This is a genomic window from Sediminispirochaeta smaragdinae DSM 11293 (genome assembly GCF_000143985.1).
In the GTDB taxonomy this organism is placed as follows: Bacteria; Spirochaetota; Spirochaetia; order DSM-16054; family Sediminispirochaetaceae; genus Sediminispirochaeta; species Sediminispirochaeta smaragdinae.
Genome location: NC_014364.1, coordinates 106,845 through 129,179 on the forward strand (window position 1 = coordinate 106,845; position 22,335 = coordinate 129,179).

The window sequence follows — 22,335 nt, forward strand, 5'->3', positions numbered from 1 at the left end:
GTCATATCCCTCCTTTTTGTGTTACCTGAAAATACTTCTCGGCATATTTTTTGTCTTCGACCATGATATGTTCTTTGAACCATGATTTCAGTTCGGAGGTTACGGCTGTTGATATCACCAAATTTCCGGCATCCAAACGCTGTTTGAATCGAATGATTTTATCTGTTATCTCTTTATGCATCTGCTTTTGCTGATTCAGTTCGTGGTAACCGATACTTGCCATGAGCTTTTCTTCTTCCGAAAAATGATACTGTGTATAGTCGATAACATCCTGAATGAGGCCTTTCATTTGGGTAGTAAGGTCTTTGTCGCTAAGATGGTCATAAAAACTATTCAGAATCTCGAGCCACTTTTTATGTTGCTCATCCATCTCCGGGATGCCCAGTTCGAATTTCGAGCTCCAAGCCATAAATCCCATAGTAACCTCCTGGTCGTAATGCTATTGTTGATAAAAATTCTATGAAACAAGAGATATGAATGCAAATTTAGATGCTTGCCGAAGAGTTTTTTGCAGTATAGGCTTGTGTCATGGAAGGGAACGTGGTCGAATTTGTTCGAAACGAGCTGGCGCTGCACGGTGATGATTCTGTTCGTGAAAGTGGAAAGCGCTTTTTCAAGGAAGAAACCAAGAGCTACGGCGTAAAGACCTCTGTGGTAACAAAGATTGCGAAATCCGGTTTTCGTGAACTTAAAGGCTTGGATAAGAATACAATTCTCGCCTTATGCGAAGAGCTCTGGAAGTCGGGGTACATGGAAGAGAGCTTTATTGCATGCCATTGGGCCTACGCCTTACGTGAGACGTTCATCCCCGATGATTTTGTGATTTTCGAAGGATGGGTGGAGCACTATGTGAGTAACTGGGCCTCTTGCGATACCCTCTGTAACCATACGGTGGGTGCCTTTGTCGAAATGTACCCCGAATATATCGAAAACCTGAAAAGGTGGGCGAAAAGCGAGGGTCGTTGGATGCGTCGGGCCGCTGCGGTGTCGCTTATCATCCCTGCAAGGTCGGGACTTTTTCTTGAAGATATTTTTGAGATTGCGGATACATTGCTGCTTGATCAAGATGACTTGGTGCAGAAAGGCTACGGCTGGATGCTGAAGGCGGCAAGTCAGGCCCATCAACGGGAGGTTTATGATTATGTCATGAGCAAGAAAGCCATGATGCCGAGGACCTCCCTGCGCTATGCCATCGAGAAAATGCCGAAAGAGCTGCGTGTAAAGGCAATGGCAAAACAATGAATCTTATTCCAGTATTTCCTTCATTTTGAGAAGGGTATTCCAATTACGTGCGGTGCAACTGGTCCCTAAGACTTTTTCCACATAGTCGATGGTCAGTTTTGACCTGCCTGCTCCGTTTCTATAATAGATATAAAGAAGATCTCCTCTTTCGTAGGTTTTTTCGATGATTTTGTCATCTGCTTCTATCGAAGCAAATCTTTCCGGGTCTACCTTACTTGTCAGCATCATAACCATCTTTTTGGCAGGCTCTGTTTCGGTTGTTGTATCAAAGGGGTCGCTCTGCAGCGTGTCGTTGATCTCCTCTTTCGTCTTTACCACCACTTCGATAGTCAGACCGAAAGCCTGTTCGATCATATCTTGCAGCTCTTTTTTTACTTCGCTTTTTTCTGCATTATGGAAAAAGAGAATATTACCGCTGTTGATATAGGTTTTCGGTGCCGAGAAGCCATGCCTTTCCATGGCCTCCCGTAGTTCGGCCATGGAAAGGCGGTTCTTCCCTCCGACGTTTACTCCCTTCAGAAATGCTGCATATTGATTCATGAGCAAGGCTTTCTTGTGTTGGGGGCCGGTGGATGCTTCATGCCAAGACGAAAATTTTCTCCTGTGGCCTTTCGCTTCCAGATAACAGTAACGCTTTGATTCATCGGATGGACAAGTTTTATTGCTCCTTTCCTGTTGCATTCGAGCACACAGGTTCCGCAATACCAGCACTCATCGGGATAGAGTACGATGGGCGGCTTGCCTTTTTCCGGATGAGGCATCAGGACATCTGAACGGCAGATATTCACGCAGAGGTTGCATCCGTTGCAAATGTCGGAGGCGAACTGGATCGGCTCATTTGGGGTTGGGGGATTGGGCAGCATGCGAGGGCTGTTCATTTGTGTGCCTCCTTTCCTGAAAGGCCGCCGTGGGCCAGGTAGTTTTCTTCCAAACTGGGAGCATTGGAATCCTTTAGAAAATAATCGAAGGGCAAATCACGGATTTCTGCCCCTTCCTTGCCTTTGCGAAGGGCTATGAGCTTTCTCCATTCGGGAGGGTCCATCCTAGGATAATCGATCCGGTTGAAGCAGAGGTAATCGCTGGAAGCCTTACGTGCCAGGCTGGCGTGGATAACAGCCTCGCAGACATCGAGCATGGCAAGACACTCGACGGCATGGATAAGCTCATGGGGATTGGCAGCGGAAACTGAGGCTGCTTCGGACTCTCGGATTTCTCCGATGAGTCTCAGGCCTTCGGAAAGCCCCCCCTCGCTCTTGAACTGGCCGCAGTAGTCCTGCATCACCCGTCCTATGCCGGCGTTCAGTTCTTTCCAGCCGATGGGGTGCCCCTCGGGGTTGAGAGGGGCGTAGACACGCTTTTTTTCCCGTTTGATCTGCTCGTCGTCCACCGGGACTTCCTCGGCCGATGATGCAAAATCGGCGGCCCTGCGTCCGGCAAACCGGCCGCTTGCAGCGGCTCCGGAATGGGCACCGGCCCCAAATACGGCCCCTCCTGCAGCATAGAGCCCTTCCAGGTTGGTCCTCAGGTCCCAGTCGACCACCACGCCGCCACAACCCCACATGCGCCATTGGGGTGCTCCCACCCCTGCCCAGAAATTGGAATGACAATAGGCTGATGGGTCCATGACCGGTACCGCGAGCATGTCCTTGTCGGGGTCGAAACCTGCTTTCGTTAGGGTTTCATAAACCGGTATGCGCGTCCTTCCTTCGTTGCCGACCATAAGGCCGAAGATAGCTCTTCGCTCTTTTTCCGGCATACGGGAAAGGTCTGCGTAGAGGGGGAGTACGAACTCTCCGCTGCGAATCCTATCGGGAAGATCCGGGGCGAGTTTTTTGTTTTGGTTTTCGTAACTGGGAGGAACCCGTAACCCGTCGCCCAGCATGAAGCGCTGTCCCTGTGCGGGACGAAACCGTTCCTCGATAGAAGAGAGCTCCTTATCATCCCGGTCTACCCAGGGAATTTCCTTACCGTTTGCATCCACAATGGGGCAGCCGTGCCAGGTGTTATGGGCATTTCCTACCGCATAAGAGATGTAGGCAAGGGTTCCGGAATCGGGGAAGGACTCTTCCAATCGGGTGAACTCGGCCCCGGCCCGCCATGCGGCGGAAACCCCTTCTCCCGTACAGTTCGGGTCGCGAAAAGTGGATCGATATTCCGTGGAAAAGTTCCAGATACGACCGGGAAGCCCCGTGGCCAGAACAACGGCCTTTGCTTCGATGATATAGAACTCGCCGGTGCGGGTGTGGATTCCCATGGCTCCGCAGACCCTGCGGGACGCACCTTCACCCTCAACAAGGAAAGCGGTAATCATCACCCGATCCAGGATTTCAACGCCAAGCTTGCGCATCCCTTTGTAAAGGGAGGGCTTTATGTTATGCCCCCAGACGCGAATTTCGCAGCGGTTTTCGTAATCATAGGCGAACAAGAGCCCTGTTTCTTCATCGCGAAAAGCAGCGCCTTTAAATTCCTCATCTGTATCACGTATCTTAACACCCATAGACTCGCAATCGAGAAGGGCCTCCCAGCTTTCCCTGGACGAGATATAGCGCAAAGGTCCGCAGTCGTAGCCTCCACAGTCGATGAGGACTCGCTTGGTATATTCTTCCGGGGTAATCTTCGAACAGGGGTTCGTACAGGCCGATAACCAATGGTCTACTCCTGCTCCCCCGTTTCCGCTCCATTTCGTTGCTTCTTTCTCAACGACTAAAACCCGGGCTCCCGCCTTTCGGGCACCTATTGCCGCATGAGAGCCCGCAATTCCTCCACCGAAAATAAGAACATCGGTGGAGAGTCTGTTTTCTCGGCCGTAGTTTACCGGGTAGGGCCAGAGAGGAACGGGGTTCCCTTCGTTTAGATATTCATGCCACGTACTCATATGCCCTCCTTTCGAGCCATTTCCAGCTCATATTGTCGATCGAGGTAAGTTCGATCGGATCAATGTACCCGATCATGACTGTCCAAAATAAAATTAAATCTGATTTTAGTCTATTAAGCCAAATCTTTCAGTAAAAAAAGTTATCATGGTATCTATATTGAGTATACATAGCATTTTTACTTATCCCGAAAAAGCTCTTAATTTTAAGATCCTGCTTGATCGTTTTTATTGAAGAGCTAAAAAAATTGAACAGTTCTGATGCGTGGCACGGAGCCTCAATGGTATGGACTCATTCCGGTAATTTCAAACACAAAAAAGATATCTGTCTTATCGGAATCCGCGAAGGGGTGAACTCGGACATGTCAATAACTGTGGCAAAGCAGGTATCAAAGATGTTTTGCGGGGATAATTTTCTTTTTATACCGATTGATATTGTTGAATTGTGTCTTGCTGTCTTTGCAGAGGCTGAGGAACGGGAAGAATCAGACAACGGAGAAATGCTTCTTAGAGTTGTCTCTGCCCAGGACAAGGTATTGTCTTTGGGAATTAACGGCATCAATGAATGGCTTGAGGCTGCGGAGCGTCCGTGATTAAATTCCGCACACATGAAACCATCAAGTCTATCTATCCAAGCATACCTTTCTCATCACAAGCCTCAAGAAAAGGTTTTCGTAGTCTCCATGAGCAAGCGTTACTTTTATTTCAATTTGACCGTAATCTTCCTTAAAAAGATAAAAGGCTTTTTTTCTGTTGTTACTTGAATCATGCAGAGGATCTTTATTCCCCTTGTTTCCACTATTACATTTGTTGCACATCGAAGCCAGATTCTTGAAATCTACAGAAAGAAATGGATAAATACGCTTAAGTACATAGTGATCAAAGGCCTCCCATGTTTTTACATCTACTTCATCAATAAGATATAATCCGCAGTAAGGACACATATCCTTTGTATTCGTTCTTACAAAATCATCATAGTAATCGTCTAAAGACCCTATCCTTTTCCGAATTATCGACAAGTGTAATACTCCGTCCCATAGAGTTTTAAAAAAAATCTTGAGAGGATTTTTTAGAATAGAAAAATCACCATCAAAGTCATAAATCCGAAATGGTTGATAGCCTTCATCAGTCAAACACAGCTTTTCTATCTCCTTCGATTCTTTGGATTCTTCGTACTGGTGCACCATGGAAAGAACTGCCGGATAGGTAACCATCCTATCAAACCTGCCATAGAAGATTCCAGGAATGGGTTCGAAACGGTACATTCCAGATTCTCATAAAAGAAATAGCTGAAGACCTCTATGAAAGAGGCAAAATTGATGTACGAGAAACCTTTATTGACGGGACATTCGCTCCCGCAAAAAAAGGGGCGCTGCTGTTGGCAAGACAAAACGTGGCAAAGGCACCAAGATCATGGCAATCGCAGACGCTCATGGTCTTCCTATCGCCGGAATTGTGGGAAGTACTTCCCCACACGAAGTAACCTATGTCAAAGAAACAATACATAATTGCTTTATTGAACAAAAACCGTATTTTATAATCGGTGATAAGGAGATAGTTACGATCGAGATAACTTTTTCTGTTATTCATTTGCCGGAGGAAATCAACCACCTCTGTTTTTAAATAATCTTTCCGTTTATCTCAGATTGTGAGACGCTTTGTTGAAGCGCTCGGTGATGGTGTGCGAGGCGGCCATCAAGCATCCGCCCTTGAAGACGTAGTTTTTTTCGACCTGCCCGACGATGGCTGCAGAAAGGGTGGGAGCATCGAGCACCACCATGTCTGCTTTGCACCCTGGTTGCAGGCCGTAGTCTTCCAGACCGATGGCTTTGGCGCCGCCGTAGGTTGCCATGCGCATGAGAGTGTCCAGTTGATCGATACTGTCCATGTGGGCTCCATAAGAGAGGATCAGGGCCTCTTCAAGCAAGTTGAAATTTCCAACCGGCCGTAGTACATCGCGTACGTTGTTTGATGCCAGAGTCACGTTTACACCCCCATCCAGGAGTTCTTTTACGCGTGTCAGACCACGGCGAACATGGACATCGTCTTGACGTGCCAGTCGGTACATATCCGGTTGGCTGATTACACTGATCCGAGCCTCGTTGAGTAGTTCAATCACGCGTTGGGCGACATCGGGCTCAGCTGATCCCAGTGAACAAAGGTGCCCGGCGGTGACCCGGCCCTGATAGCCGACCTCGAGCGTTTTTTTTGCCAGGTACACGGCTTCGAAGTCGTCAAAGCCGATTGAACGCGGAATTGTCAGGTCGACGTGGGTATCCAAGTCGACATCATGTTCCATCGCCAGCTTGAAAGCCATGTCGATATGGCCGGCGACGTTAATCCGCCCCTCAGGGGTGAGGTCGGTGTTGGCCACGCATCCCATGACGTCGACACCGCATTTGAAGGCTTCCCGGAAGAGGTCGGGTGTGCAGGGATCGCGTAGCAATCCTTGTTGGGGAAATCCCACGATTTGCAGACTCACGCGGCCGGCGTATTTTTCCTTCACAGCCTGGAGCGCTTCGACATGCTTCAAGCCGACTTCGGTATCAACATGACATTGGGCCCGGACAGCGGTCACACCATGACGGGATGCCATCTCCAATGCCCGGCCGGCTCGTTGTTCGATATCTTGGCGAGTGAAGTCCTTGCGGCGGCGCTCAAGGATGTCGTTTAATTCCAGTACGGATTGGAAAGGCGCCGGCCGACCGGGGCGGTCGTGCTCATTCATCAAGGCGATGTCGAGATGCAGATGGGGTTCGATAAATCCTGGAATAAGCAATCGTCCCTTAAGGTCGATTGCTTGGCGGCAGGGATAAGGCACGGAAGGTCCTCGGTTGACGATCATTCCCTTATCAACGGCGATATCTATTAATTCCGGTTCTCCATCAACCGCGCAATTTCTCAACACTAGATCAACCATGGTTACTCCAATACAATGCAAACGGGATGTTTGAATTAAATCACTATACGTTATGTCGCCTGCGTTGTTCAACATTACTTTCCAAGGCGACATGCGAGACAGCTACCGATATCGCATAGTACCGTGAGGGAAAGGGAGCAGCCCCCGGGCGAGGAGGGGAATAGAACCTAAAAACCGTGAACTTACAAGCGGTCGGAGCACGACCACTAAGTTACTCTAAAGAAAATGAGATGGATTACGCTTATGTTTCGCGAACCGAAGATTCGCAGAACGAGTATTACCTATGAGTAACGTCGGATGTCGAAAGGTATGAGTTGGAACGTGAATTCACATAGTAAGTGCGATAAAAAAGAATATTGAAATCATAGTATGTTTCTCCAGAGAAAAGAGGGAGAGTACACCTGAAATACAAACAATTCCAAGATGCACGGGTATTGAAGAATCATAAGATTTTTAGTATCAGTCATGAAACGATCTATCGATATATTTGGAAAGATGAATCTGCTTTGAGTACAAGCCAGCCCTGCAAGTCGGGTCAGCAAAGCTGATCCGATATCAGGTACGATAATTTTTGTATTGTAAGAAGATAGCCGTTTTGTCTTTGTATGAAAAACGCCTTGCTTCATGTAATCCCTCAGATATTGAGAGCTGGCACGATGGTATGTTGATGAAACCCTAAAGTGAGAAAAATTTTAACCCTTTACGTCTAACTACAATAAATCATATGCTTATCTGCTTACACGACATGTATTTAATCAAGCAAAAAAAGAAAGACTAATCTCTTGAAATCCCTATTCTGGTGTTGAAGCTCTTGAGAAGCATTCAAAAATGCGTGGTACGCTAACACCAGAAGAACCAATAAAGATTATTAACAATTCTGCGATTTGGAACAATACTATCGTTGATAGCGGAAATCCATTAAAAGAGATAATCCTAAAGATTTTGCTGCTTCTGATAATAATCGATAATAAAAAGCCTGCCTCCCTTCATGTTTAAAGAGAAGGGGACAGGATCAATTTCTATTTTCTGATTGCCGCTTTTTTTAGCAAAGCAGTGGATCTCTATAAAACACTACACTATTCTGGGCAGGTTTGCATTCAGTATTGTGTCCAGCCGGTCGGCGGGATTTTTGACCTTACTCAGGAAAATCATGGCGGCAATAATGTAGGGTTTGAAGCTGGCCTGCTTGTAAAGAGGGTCACGGTAGCGGTCAAAAACTGAAGCTGCAACTTCTCCCTTTTCACATGATACATCAGTGATGTCGGCCGGCAGACAGTGCATGTAAAGGGCTTTTCCTTCTTTTGTTGAATTCATGAGTTCTTCGGTACATTCCCAGTCCTTATGATCTGCGTTCTGACCAAGAAGTTCCTTTTCGAGCTTGTCGATTCCGTCAAAATCTCCCTTTCCGTAGAGACCAGTCCTTTTTTCCATGGCTTTGAACGGTGCCCAGCTTTTGGGATAAACAATGTCCGCGTCTTTGAACGCTTCGGCCATGGAGTTTGTCTTGGAAAAAGTACCACCTGATTTCGCGGAATTTATTTCTGCGATTTTTTCCACTTCAGGCATTACCTCATAACCTTCCGGGTGCGCGAGGGTGACGGCCATTCCGAACCGGCTCATGAGGCCCATGATTCCCTGGGGTACAGAGAGTGGTTTCCCATAGGATGGTGAATAAGCCCATGTCATGGCTATCTTTTTGCCTTTAAGATTTTCTATTCCTCCGAAGTGATTGATAAGGTGAAGGGCGTCGGCCATTGACTGGGTTGGGTGATCTATATCGCACTGGAGGTTAACAAGGGTGGGGCGTTGTTCCAGAATTCCCGCATCGTATCCAGCCTGTACGCTGGCTGCGACTTCCTTCATATAGGTGTGTCCCTTACCGATGTACATATCATCTCTTATACCGATGACATCGGCCATGAAACTTATCATATTGGCTGTTTCCCTTACAGTCTCGCCATGGGCAACCTGGCTTTTTCCTTCATCCAGATCCTGAACTTCAAGTCCAAGCATATTGCATGCCGAAGCGTAGCTGAATCTTGTTCTTGTGGAATTGTCTCTAAATAGGCTTATTCCAAGACCGCTGTCGAAAAGCCTGGTGGAGATATTGTTATTTCGCATTCCTCTCAGGATATCTGCAACTTCAAAAACAGCCTTTATCTCCTGGTCACTTTTTTTCCAGGTGTGAAAGAAATCATTCAGGTACATATCTTCTGTTCTGAGTCTTGACAGCGACTTTATTTTTTCTTTAATTCCAATTCTGTCCATATCAATATTTCTCCCTTTGGGTTTGATTTTACCAAGTTCCCTATAGTGCTTTTATTCGCCTGTTGAAATCTATTATTAATTCGTCCAGTTTTGGAGTTACTTTATAAAGGTTTGTCCAGTAGTCGTGGTCGTACCATTGAGCATTGATTTCATCATAGGTTTTATCCTGCTGTTCGACCCATGTGTAGTACTTGAGGTTGTGAATCCGTTTCTGTTCCTGGTAGGAAAGTTCCATTGTGTGATCAAAGGTAACCTGATTAATCAGTTCGTAGTCCCGAATCGCGTCTTCTCTTGTGTAAGCACCGCGGGCCTCTTCAAGTTCCTTTAGTCGGCTTTCGTACATCTCGAACGAATCTGTGAAGATGGTCATCAGTACGTCTTCTTCGGTTAATTCGTAATATTTAGCCATTTTGATAGTACCTATAAGGTTTCCTATGCTTGAAATTCCAAGAAGGTCAAGCTGATCGAGGAGCTCTGCCGGAACCCCATTCTCTTTTAGATACTCTCTTCCAACGGGTTCATTAAAAAGTCTCAAGAGCCGTATGGTCTGTTCATCATCAATGGCAATTACCATATCAGTATTCTTCAGGTTGTGAATCCATGGAACGTGCTTATCTCCTATTCCTTCGATTCTATGTCCTCCGAATCCGTTGTTGTAAAGAGTAGGGCACTGAAGGGCTTCAGCCACCGATAGTTTTGCCTTTGGGTAGAGGGTTTTAAGATATTCACCGGATCCGAGAGTTCCTGATGAACCGGATGAGAGGCATGTGCCTGCAAAGCGGCTGTCTTCTCCCATAGCTTTTTTCAGGACTTTTTCCATGGAGTGACCTGTGACCTCATAATGCCAAAGGTGGTTGGGAAACTGATCAAACTGATTGAAGATCTCGATTGTGTCACCCCTGCTTTCAGTCAGCTCTCGGCATTTGTCGAAAATTTCTTTTACGTTTGATTCACAGCCGGGAGTCGCTATGGTCTCTCCTGCAATATTCTTGAGCCAGTCGAACCTCTCCTGGCTCATCTCTTCGGGGAGAATTGCTATTGAATCGCAGGCTAGGAGTCTGGAAATGTAGGCCCCGCCCCGGCAGTAATTTCCCGTTGAGGGCCAGACTGCTTTTTCCTTCATGGGATTGAACTGGCCTGTAACAAGACGGGGAGCAAGGCAACTGTAGCTTGCCCCTACCTTGTGGGCTCCTGTAGGGAACCATTTTCCGACAAGAGCCAGAATTCTGGCTCTTGTACCTGTCAGAGATGAGGGGAGTTCCATATAGTTCACATCTCCGAAACCTCCGCCGAACTTCTTAGGTTCATTCTGCCAGTTCACCCTGTAAAGGTTGAGGGAGTTAACATCCCATAGTCCGACATCTTTGAGTTTTTTCTTGATATCTTCGGAAATAGTTTCCGGCTCTCTCATCTCGGCGAAAGTAGGAAAAAGAATCCCCTGTTCCTTGCAGCGTATGGCGTTCTTTTGAATTTGTTCTTCGTTGGTTGTAAGATCAATCATTTATTATATCCTTTTTTCCAGGCTGTATGGCAGCATCGCGTAGAAAGCTGCACAGATAACAAGATCTTCGATTCTGTTGATTTCGTTTGGAGCGTGGGCCTGACTTTCATCACCCGGGCCGAACCCTATTGCCGGTATCTTGTGCCTGCCGGTTGTCGCAACTGCGTTGGTGGAAAATGTCCACTTGTCCACTACCGGATCCTTTCCCCAGAGTGTTTTGTAAGCGTCTACTCCGCTTTCAACAAGAGGATGATCAGCATCCATTTTCCATGTAGGAAAGTAGAGTTCCTGGCTATAATCATAGTCCCTGTATCCTCTCTTTGTGTATTCAGGCATTGTAACGTCAATTTCCTCAGGAGGGCAGTCCAATGCCTTCCCTATGTACTCCTTTACCTGACCAATGGCCAGATCTGCGTCCTCACCCCAGGTAAGCCGGCGGTCCAGATAAAGCATGGCTTGATCGGGAACAGCACACTGACTGGGTCCCTTTACATCTATCTGTGAAACAACTATCGTTCCCTTTCCCAGGAAGTTGTCTTCATCCGGCTGGAGATCCTTGTTGAGCTTTTCCATTGCAAGGGCTGCCCTGGCGGCCTTGTATGCAGCTGATTCGCCTCTTTCGGGAGCTGAACCATGAGCCGAGATTCCTTTAAGCCGTACCATCATCTCCATGCGTCCCCTGTGGCCCCTGTAGATTCGGGTAGAGGTCGGTTCGGTTGATACATAGAAGTCTGGTTTCAGCTTCTCTTCTTCAATCAGATATTTCCAACACATGCCGTCACAATCTTCTTCCATGACTGTAAAGGTGAAATAGATAGTAAACTGGCCATTGTAGTTTATATCTTTGAGGATTCTTCCGGCGGTTATCATGGAGGCAGCTCCTCCTTTCTGGTCCGAGGAGCCTCTTCCGTGTACCAGTCCATCGGCAATCAATCCGGAGAAAGGTTCTTTTTCCCACTGATCCGGATCACCGATTTCTACTGTATCAATATGGGCGTCGAAAGCGATTGATTTTGGGCCGTTTCCAATCCGGGCTATCACAGAACCTAGTTTATCTGTCCTGACTTCATCAAATCCGGCATCTTCACAAATCTCTTTTATCCTTTTACAGATAGCCTCTTCCTTTCCACTATATGAGGGGATTTTAACCATTTCCGAAAGGGTCTGAGCGACGTAGTCGCGGTACTCTTCCGCTTTCCTTAAAATTTCCTGTTTCATTTCATCCTTCCTTGTTTAGTAGTGCTTTATCTTGCTATTAGTTATTCCATCGATGAGACAAATAATTATCAATAGTAATAAGTATTACTTATTACTATAATTGGTGAGGTTTTTAAATCTGTCAAGTAAAAAATACTCAGTGTTTTTATACTTTGGATATTCATATAAATAGTACCTAAATGTACCTAAAATAATTTCTTGACAAATAAGAATTTCGCACTGATAATAAATTTATCAACAGTAATAAGTATTACTTATTACTATTAAGACTTAGATTTCAATGTTTGATAGATACGAAAACCTAATGGAAGTACTTAGTAGAGACTCTATGGGGATGTCTGACGTTGAAAGTATAAAACCATCAACCAAAGGAGGAAAAAGAGGAGGATGCGGTGTCTAATTGTAAATCCAAACACCAGTGTGCATATGACATCGTCAATAAACCATACAATGGAGGAGTTAGATAAAGGAGATGTTTCCTTTGACGTAATCAGTGCTGAAATTGGTCCAGAATCATTGGAATCTTTTTATGAGTACAATCTTGCGGCCTCTGGGGTTGCCTACACGCTAAAAAAGATGGACATGCAAATATATGATGGTGTGCTTTTAGCCTGTTTTGGTGATCCGGGATTGTATGGACTAAAGGAATCTTTGTCCTGTCCAGTGGTAGGTATTGCTGAGGCTTCTCTGTCAATGTCGCTGTTGTTGGGTTACAAATTTGCAATTATAGTTTCTCTGCAGAAAGCTGTTCCAATGATGATAAATATGGTTCATCAGTATGGACTTGGCCAGCGTATGGCCGGTGTTTTTCCTTTGAATATGCCAGTTCTGGATCTTGAGAAAGATAAAGTTTCCGTTATTGAAAAAATTCGACAGGTGAGCAGAAAAGCTATTATTCAAGGCGCGGAAACTCTTATCCTCGGTTGTGCAGGTATGACTGGCATCGCGAAGGAAGTTGAAAAAGAGATGAAGGTTCCGGTTATTGATCCTGTTTCTGCTGGATTCCATAGCCTCAAGGCAATCATCGAATCGAAACTCACGACTGCACGTCATGGTCTTTACGAACCGGTGCCCGCGAAAAGGATAATTGGAGCGGAGGGTCGGGACTCTAAATATTTTGGTTATTTTTAGAAATGGGTTGATAAAGATGCTCCATGACTTGTGTGATGCAAAGGTATCCAGAAAATGTATCTTATTGTAGAAGATGGCAGATTTTCTGACAAAGGTGTGGATAGTCAATTGCTTGAGAAAAGCTGACTGGATTTTTATATCTAAACCCGTTTAGAAGAAAGCTTTATAGGGTTTTACTACGTATAAAGCTAACAGGGGGTATGTATAAAATGGCTGCAAAAAAAATTCTTATTCGAGGTGGGACGGTTGTCAGTGAAAGTGAGATAGCGCCCTATGATATAAGTATTGAAGGCGAGCGTATCGTTGCCCATGGTGATAAAGGTCAATTCGATTCAGAATCTTTCGATGAAATAGTAGATGCGGATGGATTGCTGGTATTGCCGGGTTTGATTGATCCGCATGTTCACTTTGATTCTCCGTTTATGGGGTCCCGGACTGATCATGATTTTCTTACCGGAACAAAAGCTGCTGCATATGGTGGTGTAACAACGGTTATAAGCTTCTCTACTCAGTCGAAGGGCGGATCGGTTCTGAAGAATTTAGAGGATCAGGAGAAGAAAGCACTCGGACAGGCATATATCGATTGGAGTATTCATGGCATCCTGCTTGATGCTTCGGAACAGACACTTTCTGAGATCCCTGAATTAGTGAATAGAGGAGTGCCAACCTATAAATGTTTTACTACCTATCGTCATGCTAACAGAATGGTAGATGATGATGGAATGTTGAAAATACTGAAAGCAACTGCAGAAAACGGCGGTATGCTTATGGTTCATTGTGAGAATGACTCAATTATTGAATACCGTTTGAAATCCGAAATAGAAAAGGGAAATACTGAGTGGATTTATCACGCGTTGACCCGGCCCCGATTAGCAGAGAATATTTCAATTCAGAGAATTATAGATCTCATGAAAGTGGAGAGGGCGCCTGTTTATATCGTTCATACATCCACTTCAGAAAGTGCCGGGATTATTCACGAGGCCCGTTCACAGGGAGCGCCTCTTCATTCGGAAACTTGTACTCATTATCTGGTGCTTACGGAAGATGAACTGAAAAAAGAGAATGGGTACCTTTTTATTTGCAGCCCGCCGCTTAGAACCGAACGAGACATAGATACATTATGGACTGCAGCACGTGTCGGTCCTATTGAAGTTGTTTCCACGGATGATGCCGGATTACCTGTTGCGGACCAGACAAGACTGGCTGAGGGTAGATTTAATAAGGTTCCAAGCGGAATGCCCGGTGTTGAACCCAGATTGACAATGCTTTATACAGAAGGTGTAAGAAAGGGGCGTATCTCCTGGCCTCGCCTTGTATCTTTAACAGCAGGAAATCCATCACGATTATTCGGATTATCTCCTAAAAAGGGTAGTTTGGCTCCTGGATCAGATGCGGATGTCGTTCTTTTTGATCCTGATGTCGAATGGACAATGTCTGCTGAAAATCTCCATATGAATACCGACTTTTGTCCTTTTGAAGGTCGGGATGTATTTGGAAAACCCAAAACCGTATTATCTCGTGGTGAATTCGTTCTCCGTGATTATGAATTGATCGGTACATCGAAGCATGGTCAAAGAGTGATTCGGAAACTTGATAGTTCATATATTTATTAATAGGCTTTAAAGGAGTTTAAAAGATAAAATATGAAACTCAATAGTAGTCAGCAAAAAGAGGTCCTTGCATTTGCCAGGCAGCTGGTATGTGAACCGGGAAATTCTGGCGATGAAGAAAAAAGTGCCTTATTAATAGAAAAGAAAATGAACGAATTGGGTTACAATCAGGTTCGGGTTGATCCTTATGGAAGTGTTATCGGTATTATCAACGGTTCAAAACCGGGGCCGACAATCCTGTTTGATGGGCATGTGGATGTTGTCCCGATTCATGAACCGGATGAATGGCATCACGATCCGTATGGTGGCGAGGTTGTTGGAGACAAACTTATCAGCAGAGGATCCGCTGATATGAAGGGATCTGTAACCGCAATGATCTTTGCAGCTTCTTATCTTGATAAAGAAAAACTCCTTGGAACAATCATTGTTTCTGCCAGTGTAGCTGAAGAATTGATACCCGGCCGGGCACTTGAGAAAATTCTGGACGAATATAAAGTTGATGCGGTTGTTGTTGGAGAACCGACCAAACTGCGGCTTGGATTTACGGAAAAGGGTAGATGCTCAATAAGCATGACCGTAACCGGAGAAGTTGCACACAGCAGCAGTCCTGAATTGGGAAAGAATGCCATATATATTGCAAACGATGCAATCAGGCGTATTAGAGAAATTCCTGTAAACTCTGATCCTTTTCTGGGTGATGAAGTCAGGGAACTTGTCGAGTTACGTTCTGAGCCTACTCCTGGATATGGCAGTGTGCCTTATTATTGCTGGGGACTCTGGGAGTGTCGAATTCTACCCGGAGAGAGCGAACAGGCTCTATTAAATAAATTTGTCAGTTCTCAAAAGGGCTCAGAATGGGAAGAACGGATTCACTTTCAGTTTGAAACGATTGATATCCCTAATTTTACAGGTACTCATCTGATCGGTAAAGACTTCCTTCCCGCATGGAGAGAAGACAAAAACAGTGGTTTATATAAACAGATGGAAGCTGCTGTTGAGAAAAGCGGAATACCTGTGGAATACGAGCCGATTTATTATGGGAGCAATGCTCTGATGAGCTGTGGAGTGAAGAAATTACCTACAGTTATATTTGGTCCTGGGGATGTGGCTCTTGCGCACAAGCCTGATGAATACCTAAGAATTCAGGACCTCTGGAAGGCAACGAAGATCTTTAATCATATAATGGAGCTGAATGGAAAGTATACTTATTAGTATATCTCACACAACTGGAGAACAGGATCTGATGAGTTCTACTAAGGAGAAAACAAAAATAGACATGACAGATGTAACCCAAAAGGAGGTCGTATGCCCTTATGATGAAGAGAAAGTATTTTTGAAAATTAAAAGCTATAGGTTTTTATATTTTAATGAAAAGGGGGAAATGAGGAATGAAGAATCTTAAACTGGCAGTCGTTTTGGTGCTTTTATCGGTCCTCGTCTTTGGAGGGTGTCAAGGCTCTTCAGATGATAAGGACGCCGGTACTAAATCAGCGGAATCAAAGCTCAAGGTCGCAATGGTCTTGCCCGGATTGAAAACAGATGAAGCTTTCAATCAGTTTACCTATGAAGGTATGATGAGAGCCGCAGAAGATTTGGATATTGAAACTGCATTTGTGGAAGAAGTAAAACAGGATGAGCAGATTGAAGTTATCCGACAATTCGCACAGCAGGGGTATGACATCATTATCGGTCAGGGTGGTCAGTTTGGTGAAGCCCTCCAGACAGTTGCCAAAGAATATCCTGATCAGGAGTTCGTTTTCAGTGTTGCAACAGATACGGGAGGAGTTCCCAATCTGACAGCTGTAACTGTCAGTTACAGCCATGCCGGATATATTGCAGGTATAATGGCCGGTCAAATGACCAAGAACAATAAAGTAGCAATGATACTTGGCGAGTGGTATACTCCGCATAGACAGATGTGGGAAAGTTTTCAGAAAGGTGTTGCCGCAAGCGGTAAGGATGTTGAAGTAAAGTCTGTTGCAACAGGATCATGGTCTGATGTCAATAAGGCCCGTGAAGCCTCATTGGCTCTGATAGCTGATGGTGTAGATGTCCTCTTGCCTGTTCTTGATGCCGCGTATGTTGGCGTATTGAGTGCAGCACAGGATTCCGACGATGTTTTGGTTGTCGGTAGCGTATTGGATATGGCTAAAGTTGCTCCCGAGGTTGTTGTCGGCAGTGTTGTATATAACTGGAATGAGCTTGGATATCAGGAAGCTACCGGAGAGATAACGGACGGAGGTACCCATATCCTTGGTATTAAGGAAAATGGTATTACACCCGTATTAAACGATTTACTTTCGGATGAAGGTAAGACGGCCGTAGAAGATGCAATAGCCGGTTTAAAAGCTGGAAATATTGATATCTTACCATAATTTTTAAAACAATTAGGTTATGGGTGGTAAAATAATCAGCCGCTCATAACCAATCGATTGAAAGATATTCAGCACTTGATAAGAGAATAAGGATGTATTTATGGCACAAGACGGTGCGTTTGCATTGCGCATGGAAGGAATTTCTAAATTTTTTCCTGGAGTGATAGCCAATGATAGAATAAATCTCGATTGTCGTAGGGGTGAGGTTCTTGGAATTCTTGGAGAGAATGGCGCAGGCAAAACAACCTTAATGAATATTCTATATGGACTTCACCAGCCGGATGAAGGTCAGATATTTCTTGATGGAAAACAAGTAACCATTGATTCTCCTTCTAAAGCAATTGACTTGGGAGTCGGAATGGTTCATCAACATTTCATGTTGGTGGAAGCTCTGTCCGCATTAGAAAATGTGATACTCGGCATGCCTTCCAAAAGGATAACCCTGGATATAGAGTCTGCCCGTAAGCGTCTGGAGACTCTATGTGAGGATTATGAACTTCATGTAGATCCCTCTGTGGAAGTGTGGAAAATGCCGGTGGGTAAGCAGCAGTGGCTAGAAATCCTGAAAGCATTATATAGAGATATCAATTTGCTGGTACTCGACGAACCGAGTTCTGTTTTAACTCCTTCTGAAGGAAAGCAGCTTTTCAAGGCGATACGTAAAATAACAGCAGAGGGCCGCTCGGTAATCTTCATCAGCCATAAATTGGATGAAGTTCTGGAGGTCACTGATCGTATCACAGTCATTCGGGATGGTCGTGTAGTTGGTACGGTTGAGACAAAGGATGCAAGTCAGGAAGAACTGACTCGTATGATGGTTGGTCGTCCCGTGACAATTACAAGGAAACCCAGACCTGTCGTGACGAAGGATAGTCCTGTTCTCGTAATGGAGAATGTAAATGCTGATGATGACCGTGGTCTACCTGCCTTAAAAAACTTTAACCTGACAGTCCGTGCTGGTGAAATTGTCGGCGTTGCCGGAGTTGACGGTAATGGTCAGCGGGAATTGGCTGAATGTATTGTAGGAATGCGTAAGTATACGAGTGGTTCGGTTCAAATCCAGGACCGCCTCATTGATCGGATCATAGCTGATACTTCATTTGTCGGATATATACCTGAAGACAGACAGAAAACCGGTCTTTGTCTTGATATGACAGTGGCGGAAAATCTTATCTTTAAGGAAGTAGATAACCCTCCATACTTGAAAAATGGTATTCTTCGCTTAAATTCAATTAAAGAACATGCACAGAATATGATTCAGAAATATGACATACGGACACGATCCGGCGACGACCTCGTAGGGAATCTCTCGGGAGGGAATCAGCAGAAAGTCATTTTCGCAAGGGAAATTAACAACGAACCGGTTTTGGTAATTGCATCTCAGGCAACCAGAGGTTTAGACCTTGGTGCGGTGGAAAATGTTCATAATGTGCTGCTTAATGAACGTAATCGCGGTGCTGCAGTATTATTCATTTCTACGGAACTTCAGGAGGTTATGTCGCTTAGCGATCGTATTATAGTGATGTTTCGAGGTGAGTTGATGGGAGATGTAGCTGGTGAAGGAACGGATGTTTCAACGATCGGCAGGATGATGTTAGGAGAAACTTTGGAGTTAGACAAATGACTAAAATTAAACGACCTGGAATATTGAATTTACCGGGTATTGGAGAAGTTGTCTTATCAAGCGCACGCCCTCTCCTCGGCATCTTTTTAGGTTTGCTGGCTGGAGCACTATTAATTGCTATTTCGGGAGTTAATCCTTTTGTGGCATATTGGGCGATGGTGCAGGGGGCTTTTGGGAGTCCTCAGGCATTTGCGAACGTGCTGGTACGTGCTTCCCCCCTGCTTCTTGCCGGCGTGGGTGTAGCAATCGGTATCAAGGCGGGTATATGGAATATTGGTGCAGAAGGATATATGTATGCTGGTGCAATCGGTGCTGCAGTAGTCGGGATCGCACCATTATCTGTTCATCCCTTTATTCATATTCTGCTTTCCGTCATCGCAGCCATGGTATTTGCAGCTGTTTGGGGATTACTTCCCGCATTCCTGCGTGCCTATAAGGGATTAAACGAAGTCGTTACAACAATAATGATGAATTACGTGGCCATTGCATTTACCAGCTGGCTGGTGCACCCTCCCGTTTTCATGGCGGAACCGGACTCCTTTTTCCCCATGTCCTTAATGATTAAACCTTCAGCAAAAATACCCTTTTTAATGAAAGGGACCAGTTTGCATCCAGGTTTCATCTTTGGAATTATTGCATGTATTATTTGCTTTTTAGTAATCCGTTACACACCATTTGGTTTTAGAACACGTATGCTGGGCGTAAACCCCGAAGCATCCCGCTATGCCGGTCTAAATGAGAAGCGTCAGATTATGCTTGTTATGTTGATAGGGGCAGTTATGGGTGGCGTTGCCGGTGCATTTGAAGTTTTAGGACTTAAAACACGTTTGTATATGGACTTTGTGTCGGGAGTGGGGTATGAAGCGGTAGCTGTCGCCCTCCTGTCTGCCGGAAATCCTCTGGGAGTCATTGGCAGTGCATTTTTCTTTTCAGCCTTAAAAGCAGGCGGTGCTACAATGTCTATTGTGACCGGAGTAGGAAAACCGATGACTATTGTCATTGAAGCTCTGTGTGTACTCTTCGTGATTGCATTGGGATATCATAAAAGAAAACGCCTGAAGCGGGAAGATAAAGAAATTGAAGATGAAGAGGTACAAAAAGGTGAACAGTGAAGTGATTATCAGCTGGCTGCAGGCAACTTTGCGATGGGGAGGCCCATTGATATTGGTATCAATTGGTGAAGTATACGCCGAACGTTCAGGAATTATAAATATGGGAATTGAGGGAATTATGCTCTTTGGAGCTCTCACAGGAATTGCAGTGAGTTTTTTTACCGGAAGTGTTCTTATAGCAGTACTTGGGACAATTCTTCTCGGCACCTTGTTCGGTATGGCATTTGCTTTTTTTACTGTGGATAGAAGAGCCAATCATGTTGTTACTGGGCTTATGTTCAATCTGGCGGCCTTAGGCGGAACTAATCTTTTATTTGCCATGCTTTCGGAAACCAGATCTGTAAGGGTTGCAACTTTTCCGACCTTATTTCCTGAAAGTTTTTTCGATATTCCTGTACTTGGTCCTTTGTTATTCAGGCAATCGCTTATTACATGGATTGCCTTTATTCTGCCTTTCATTTCGTCTCGGATTCTCTATCGGACTAACTGGGGCTTGAATATACGTGCCGTAGGTGATAATCCCCATGCGGCTGCCACTGCAGGATTAAATGTAAACAAGTATAAATACCAGGCAGTTATACTAAGTGGTATTTTTGCTGCTCTCGGAGGATGTGCCTTAACTCTTGGTGATGTAGGGTATTTTGCTTCAGGAGGTATGACGGCCGGGCGTGGATTTGTTGTTCTTGCTGCTGTTGTCGTGGGGGGATGGGACCCTCTGAAAACAGCTCTGGCATGTCTCGTCTTCGGGGCTGCCGATGCGGCACAGCTGAGGATGCAGACCATAGGTTCGGCTATACCATACCAATTTTTACAGATGCTTCCGTATCTTATTACTATTGCTGCTCTGGCTGGTTTGGTCGGACGGACCAGACCTCCCAAAACATGGGGCGCGTCCTATGATCCGGAGGATATTTGATTTATTTCCTATCAGTAGTAAGAGAGGCGAATCGTCAAAATATCTAATTACAGCAGTATAAGCGGACAGAAGGCAGGCACAAGTCTGCCTTCTGTCCGCTTATAGTCAGGCTCATACTGAGATGTTTTGGTTTGTATAACTTGAAATACCACTACCTTTGGTTATGGTTGAATTAAGATGGCTATGCCGAAAGAAATGTCCGGCGTTGAAACAGAAATCGTACTAAAACACTATTTCTGGAGTCGAATATATCGCATAAGTCGTCTAAATATAGTAAGATTTGACAGGGAAAGGATAAGAAGGTGTTATGATTAAATACCCAAAAGTTAGCGATGAATTGCTATCAGTAAAGGTGAAAAAAATACTCTTCAAAATGATGAAAGATGGAGAGTTTGATAAGACAGGGCGTCTTCCGTCCGAGGCAGAAATTGCAGATAAACTCAGTGTTAGTAGAACTGTAATTCGTGATGTTTACCGGTTGCTGGAAACTGAAGGATACATTATTCGGCGTAGGGGAATAGGCACCCTTATAAATTACAACGTTCTTTATATAAAAGAACGTCTTGATGTAGATCATGTGGATGAGTTTTATAATTTGGTCCGGGAATCTAATAATACTCCTGAAACGAGATTTCTGGAGTATTGTGAATTGGCCGCTACTCCCGAATTGGCAGAGCGATTCAATATTGAACCGGGTGACCTTCTCATATGTTTAAAAAGAGTGATAACAGCGGATGGTATTCCGGTAATATACTGCGAAAACTATTTCCCTAAGGTGTTTCTTTGTAAAAAGATAAGTTCGGAGAATGATTTTAAAAGGCCGATTTTCGAGTTCATGGAACATTATTGTAATATGCGGATCCATCATGAGATAGCGAACATCAAACCGATTCTTCTTTCCAAAAAAATGATTTCAATTTTTAATATTGAAAATACTGAACCAGCTTTAAAGTTACAAGAGATTAGTTATAATATTGAGCAGCAACCGATTCTTTACTCGTATGAATTTCATCGTTCAGGAATTCTTGAGCATACTCTACTTCGGAAAAGGATTTAGCATTACCTGCTTTGAGTAAATCTGAAAACTGCAGGGGCTATCGGTCTATGATTCTTTCGGCCAGCGCGGTTCATCCGGCAGGAACTCCTTAAAGGCATCAAGAGCCTGTTCCCTACCGACCTCTATAATGGACCCGTGATTTTGGACAACAGATTAAGTTTGTTGTACCATGAAACACGGAGCATGAAGTGTCCAAGAGAAGAAGAAAATTTACCAGTGAACAAAAGTTCCAGATTGTAATAGAAGCAATCAAAGGCGAACGGCAAATTTCTGAAATCGCAGCGCAGTATCAGGTTCATCCCAACCAGATCAGCAACTGGAAGAAGCAATTTCTTGAAAAGGGAGCAACTGTTTTTAATACAAAGGCAGATGATTCCAAGAAGATTCTGGAAGAAACACAGGAAGATCTTTTCAAGAAAATTGGCCAGCAGCAATACGAGATCGAGTGGTTAAAAAAAACTTGAAACTTGTGGAGTCCTGGAGAAAAGA

21 protein-coding genes are annotated in these 22,335 nt (G+C 44.7%); 12 read left to right on the forward strand and 9 right to left on the reverse strand.

Annotated elements, in window-relative coordinates:
* Position 1: 1 nt before the first annotated feature.
* On the reverse strand, positions 2-418 hold the full coding sequence (locus tag SPIRS_RS00525) for a bacteriohemerythrin (RefSeq protein WP_013252726.1): 417 nt from the start codon (positions 416-418) through the stop codon (positions 2-4).
* A gap of 110 nt (positions 419-528) precedes the next feature.
* Between SPIRS_RS00525 and SPIRS_RS00530 the strand changes: the two genes are divergently transcribed.
* On the forward strand, positions 529-1,242 hold the full coding sequence (locus SPIRS_RS00530) for a DNA alkylation repair protein (protein WP_013252727.1): 714 nt from the start codon (positions 529-531) through the stop codon (positions 1,240-1,242).
* Positions 1,243-1,245: 3 nt separating this feature from the next.
* Here the strand turns inward: SPIRS_RS00530 and SPIRS_RS00535 are convergent, their stop codons facing one another.
* From SPIRS_RS00535 to SPIRS_RS00545, 3 genes are read right to left on the reverse strand one after another with little or no spacing between them, the layout of a single operon-like run.
* The gene (locus SPIRS_RS00535) at positions 1,246-1,782 is read right to left on the reverse strand and encodes a DUF1697 domain-containing protein (protein ID WP_013252728.1); all 537 of its coding nucleotides are present in this window, start codon (positions 1,780-1,782) and stop codon (positions 1,246-1,248) included.
* Complete coding sequence (locus SPIRS_RS00540; protein ID WP_013252729.1) at positions 1,779-2,120, reverse strand: 4Fe-4S dicluster domain-containing protein; 342 nt, start codon at positions 2,118-2,120, stop codon at positions 1,779-1,781. The genes SPIRS_RS00535 and SPIRS_RS00540 overlap by 4 nt, the downstream gene beginning before the upstream one ends.
* On the reverse strand, positions 2,117-4,117 hold the full coding sequence (locus SPIRS_RS00545) for an FAD-dependent oxidoreductase (RefSeq protein ID WP_013252730.1): 2,001 nt from the start codon (positions 4,115-4,117) through the stop codon (positions 2,117-2,119). Before SPIRS_RS00545 ends, SPIRS_RS00540 begins: the two co-directional genes overlap by 4 nt.
* A gap of 359 nt (positions 4,118-4,476) precedes the next feature.
* Here SPIRS_RS00545 and SPIRS_RS00550 point away from each other — a divergent pair, with 359 nt between their 5' ends.
* Positions 4,477-4,707: a hypothetical protein gene (locus SPIRS_RS00550; RefSeq protein WP_148224000.1), complete on the forward strand. Its 231-nt coding sequence runs from the start codon at positions 4,477-4,479 to the stop codon at positions 4,705-4,707.
* Positions 4,708-4,737: 30 nt separating this feature from the next.
* On the opposite strand, the gene SPIRS_RS21680 is transcribed toward SPIRS_RS00550, so the two are convergent.
* The 5 genes from SPIRS_RS21680 to SPIRS_RS00580 all read right to left on the reverse strand — a co-directional run bounded on the left by SPIRS_RS21680 (position 4,738) and on the right by SPIRS_RS00580 (position 12,021).
* Positions 4,738-5,379, reverse strand: coding sequence for a hypothetical protein (locus tag SPIRS_RS21680; RefSeq protein ID WP_013252731.1), 642 nt, complete (start codon positions 5,377-5,379; stop codon positions 4,738-4,740).
* Positions 5,380-5,750: 371 nt separating this feature from the next.
* Positions 5,751-7,034 (reverse strand): amidohydrolase family protein, encoded by a 1,284-nt coding sequence (locus SPIRS_RS00565; RefSeq protein WP_013252732.1) that lies wholly within the window; start codon positions 7,032-7,034, stop codon positions 5,751-5,753.
* A 1,071-nt stretch (positions 7,035-8,105) separates the two neighbouring features.
* Positions 8,106-9,302 carry a knotted carbamoyltransferase YgeW gene (gene ygeW / locus SPIRS_RS00570; protein WP_013252733.1) on the reverse strand — a complete coding sequence of 399 codons (1,197 nt, stop codon included), beginning with the start codon at positions 9,300-9,302 and terminating at the stop codon, positions 8,106-8,108.
* Between the two features lie 40 nt (positions 9,303-9,342).
* The gene (locus SPIRS_RS00575) at positions 9,343-10,803 is read right to left on the reverse strand and encodes a pyridoxal-phosphate dependent enzyme (protein ID WP_013252734.1); all 1,461 of its coding nucleotides are present in this window, start codon (positions 10,801-10,803) and stop codon (positions 9,343-9,345) included.
* Positions 10,804-10,806: 3 nt separating this feature from the next.
* A complete protein-coding gene (locus SPIRS_RS00580; protein WP_013252735.1) occupies positions 10,807-12,021 on the reverse strand; it encodes a YgeY family selenium metabolism-linked hydrolase in 1,215 nt (404 codons plus the stop codon).
* 387 nt (positions 12,022-12,408) lie between these two features.
* Between SPIRS_RS00580 and SPIRS_RS00585 the strand changes: the two genes are divergently transcribed.
* From SPIRS_RS00585 to SPIRS_RS00630, 10 genes are all read left to right on the forward strand, one after another.
* Entirely contained in the window at positions 12,409-13,152 is a 744-nt protein-coding gene (locus tag SPIRS_RS00585; protein ID WP_013252736.1) for an aspartate/glutamate racemase family protein, read from the forward strand.
* 209 nt (positions 13,153-13,361) lie between these two features.
* Positions 13,362-14,765, forward strand: a complete 1,404-nt coding sequence (gene hydA, locus SPIRS_RS00590) for a dihydropyrimidinase (RefSeq protein WP_013252737.1) — start codon at positions 13,362-13,364, stop codon at positions 14,763-14,765.
* A 30-nt stretch (positions 14,766-14,795) separates the two neighbouring features.
* A complete protein-coding gene (locus tag SPIRS_RS00595) occupies positions 14,796-15,974 on the forward strand; it encodes a M20/M25/M40 family metallo-hydrolase (protein WP_013252738.1) in 1,179 nt (392 codons plus the stop codon).
* Complete coding sequence (locus SPIRS_RS00600; RefSeq protein ID WP_013252739.1) at positions 15,955-16,164, forward strand: hypothetical protein; 210 nt, start codon at positions 15,955-15,957, stop codon at positions 16,162-16,164. Before SPIRS_RS00595 ends, SPIRS_RS00600 begins: the two co-directional genes overlap by 20 nt.
* The gene (locus SPIRS_RS00605) at positions 16,151-17,137 is read left to right on the forward strand and encodes a BMP family protein (RefSeq protein ID WP_013252740.1); all 987 of its coding nucleotides are present in this window, start codon (positions 16,151-16,153) and stop codon (positions 17,135-17,137) included. Before SPIRS_RS00600 ends, SPIRS_RS00605 begins: the two co-directional genes overlap by 14 nt.
* A gap of 100 nt (positions 17,138-17,237) precedes the next feature.
* On the forward strand, positions 17,238-18,761 hold the full coding sequence (locus SPIRS_RS00610) for an ABC transporter ATP-binding protein (protein ID WP_013252741.1): 1,524 nt from the start codon (positions 17,238-17,240) through the stop codon (positions 18,759-18,761).
* The gene (locus tag SPIRS_RS00615) at positions 18,758-19,873 is read left to right on the forward strand and encodes an ABC transporter permease (RefSeq protein WP_013252742.1); all 1,116 of its coding nucleotides are present in this window, start codon (positions 18,758-18,760) and stop codon (positions 19,871-19,873) included. The genes SPIRS_RS00610 and SPIRS_RS00615 overlap by 4 nt, the downstream gene beginning before the upstream one ends.
* Entirely contained in the window at positions 19,863-20,789 is a 927-nt protein-coding gene (locus SPIRS_RS00620; protein WP_013252743.1) for an ABC transporter permease, read from the forward strand. Before SPIRS_RS00615 ends, SPIRS_RS00620 begins: the two co-directional genes overlap by 11 nt.
* A 307-nt stretch (positions 20,790-21,096) precedes the next feature.
* Positions 21,097-21,846 (forward strand): GntR family transcriptional regulator, encoded by a 750-nt coding sequence (locus SPIRS_RS00625; RefSeq protein WP_013252744.1) that lies wholly within the window; start codon positions 21,097-21,099, stop codon positions 21,844-21,846.
* Positions 21,847-22,034: 188 nt separating this feature from the next.
* On the forward strand, positions 22,035-22,310 hold the full coding sequence (locus tag SPIRS_RS00630) for a transposase (RefSeq protein WP_013252745.1): 276 nt from the start codon (positions 22,035-22,037) through the stop codon (positions 22,308-22,310).
* The last annotated feature ends 25 nt before the right edge of the window (positions 22,311-22,335 follow it).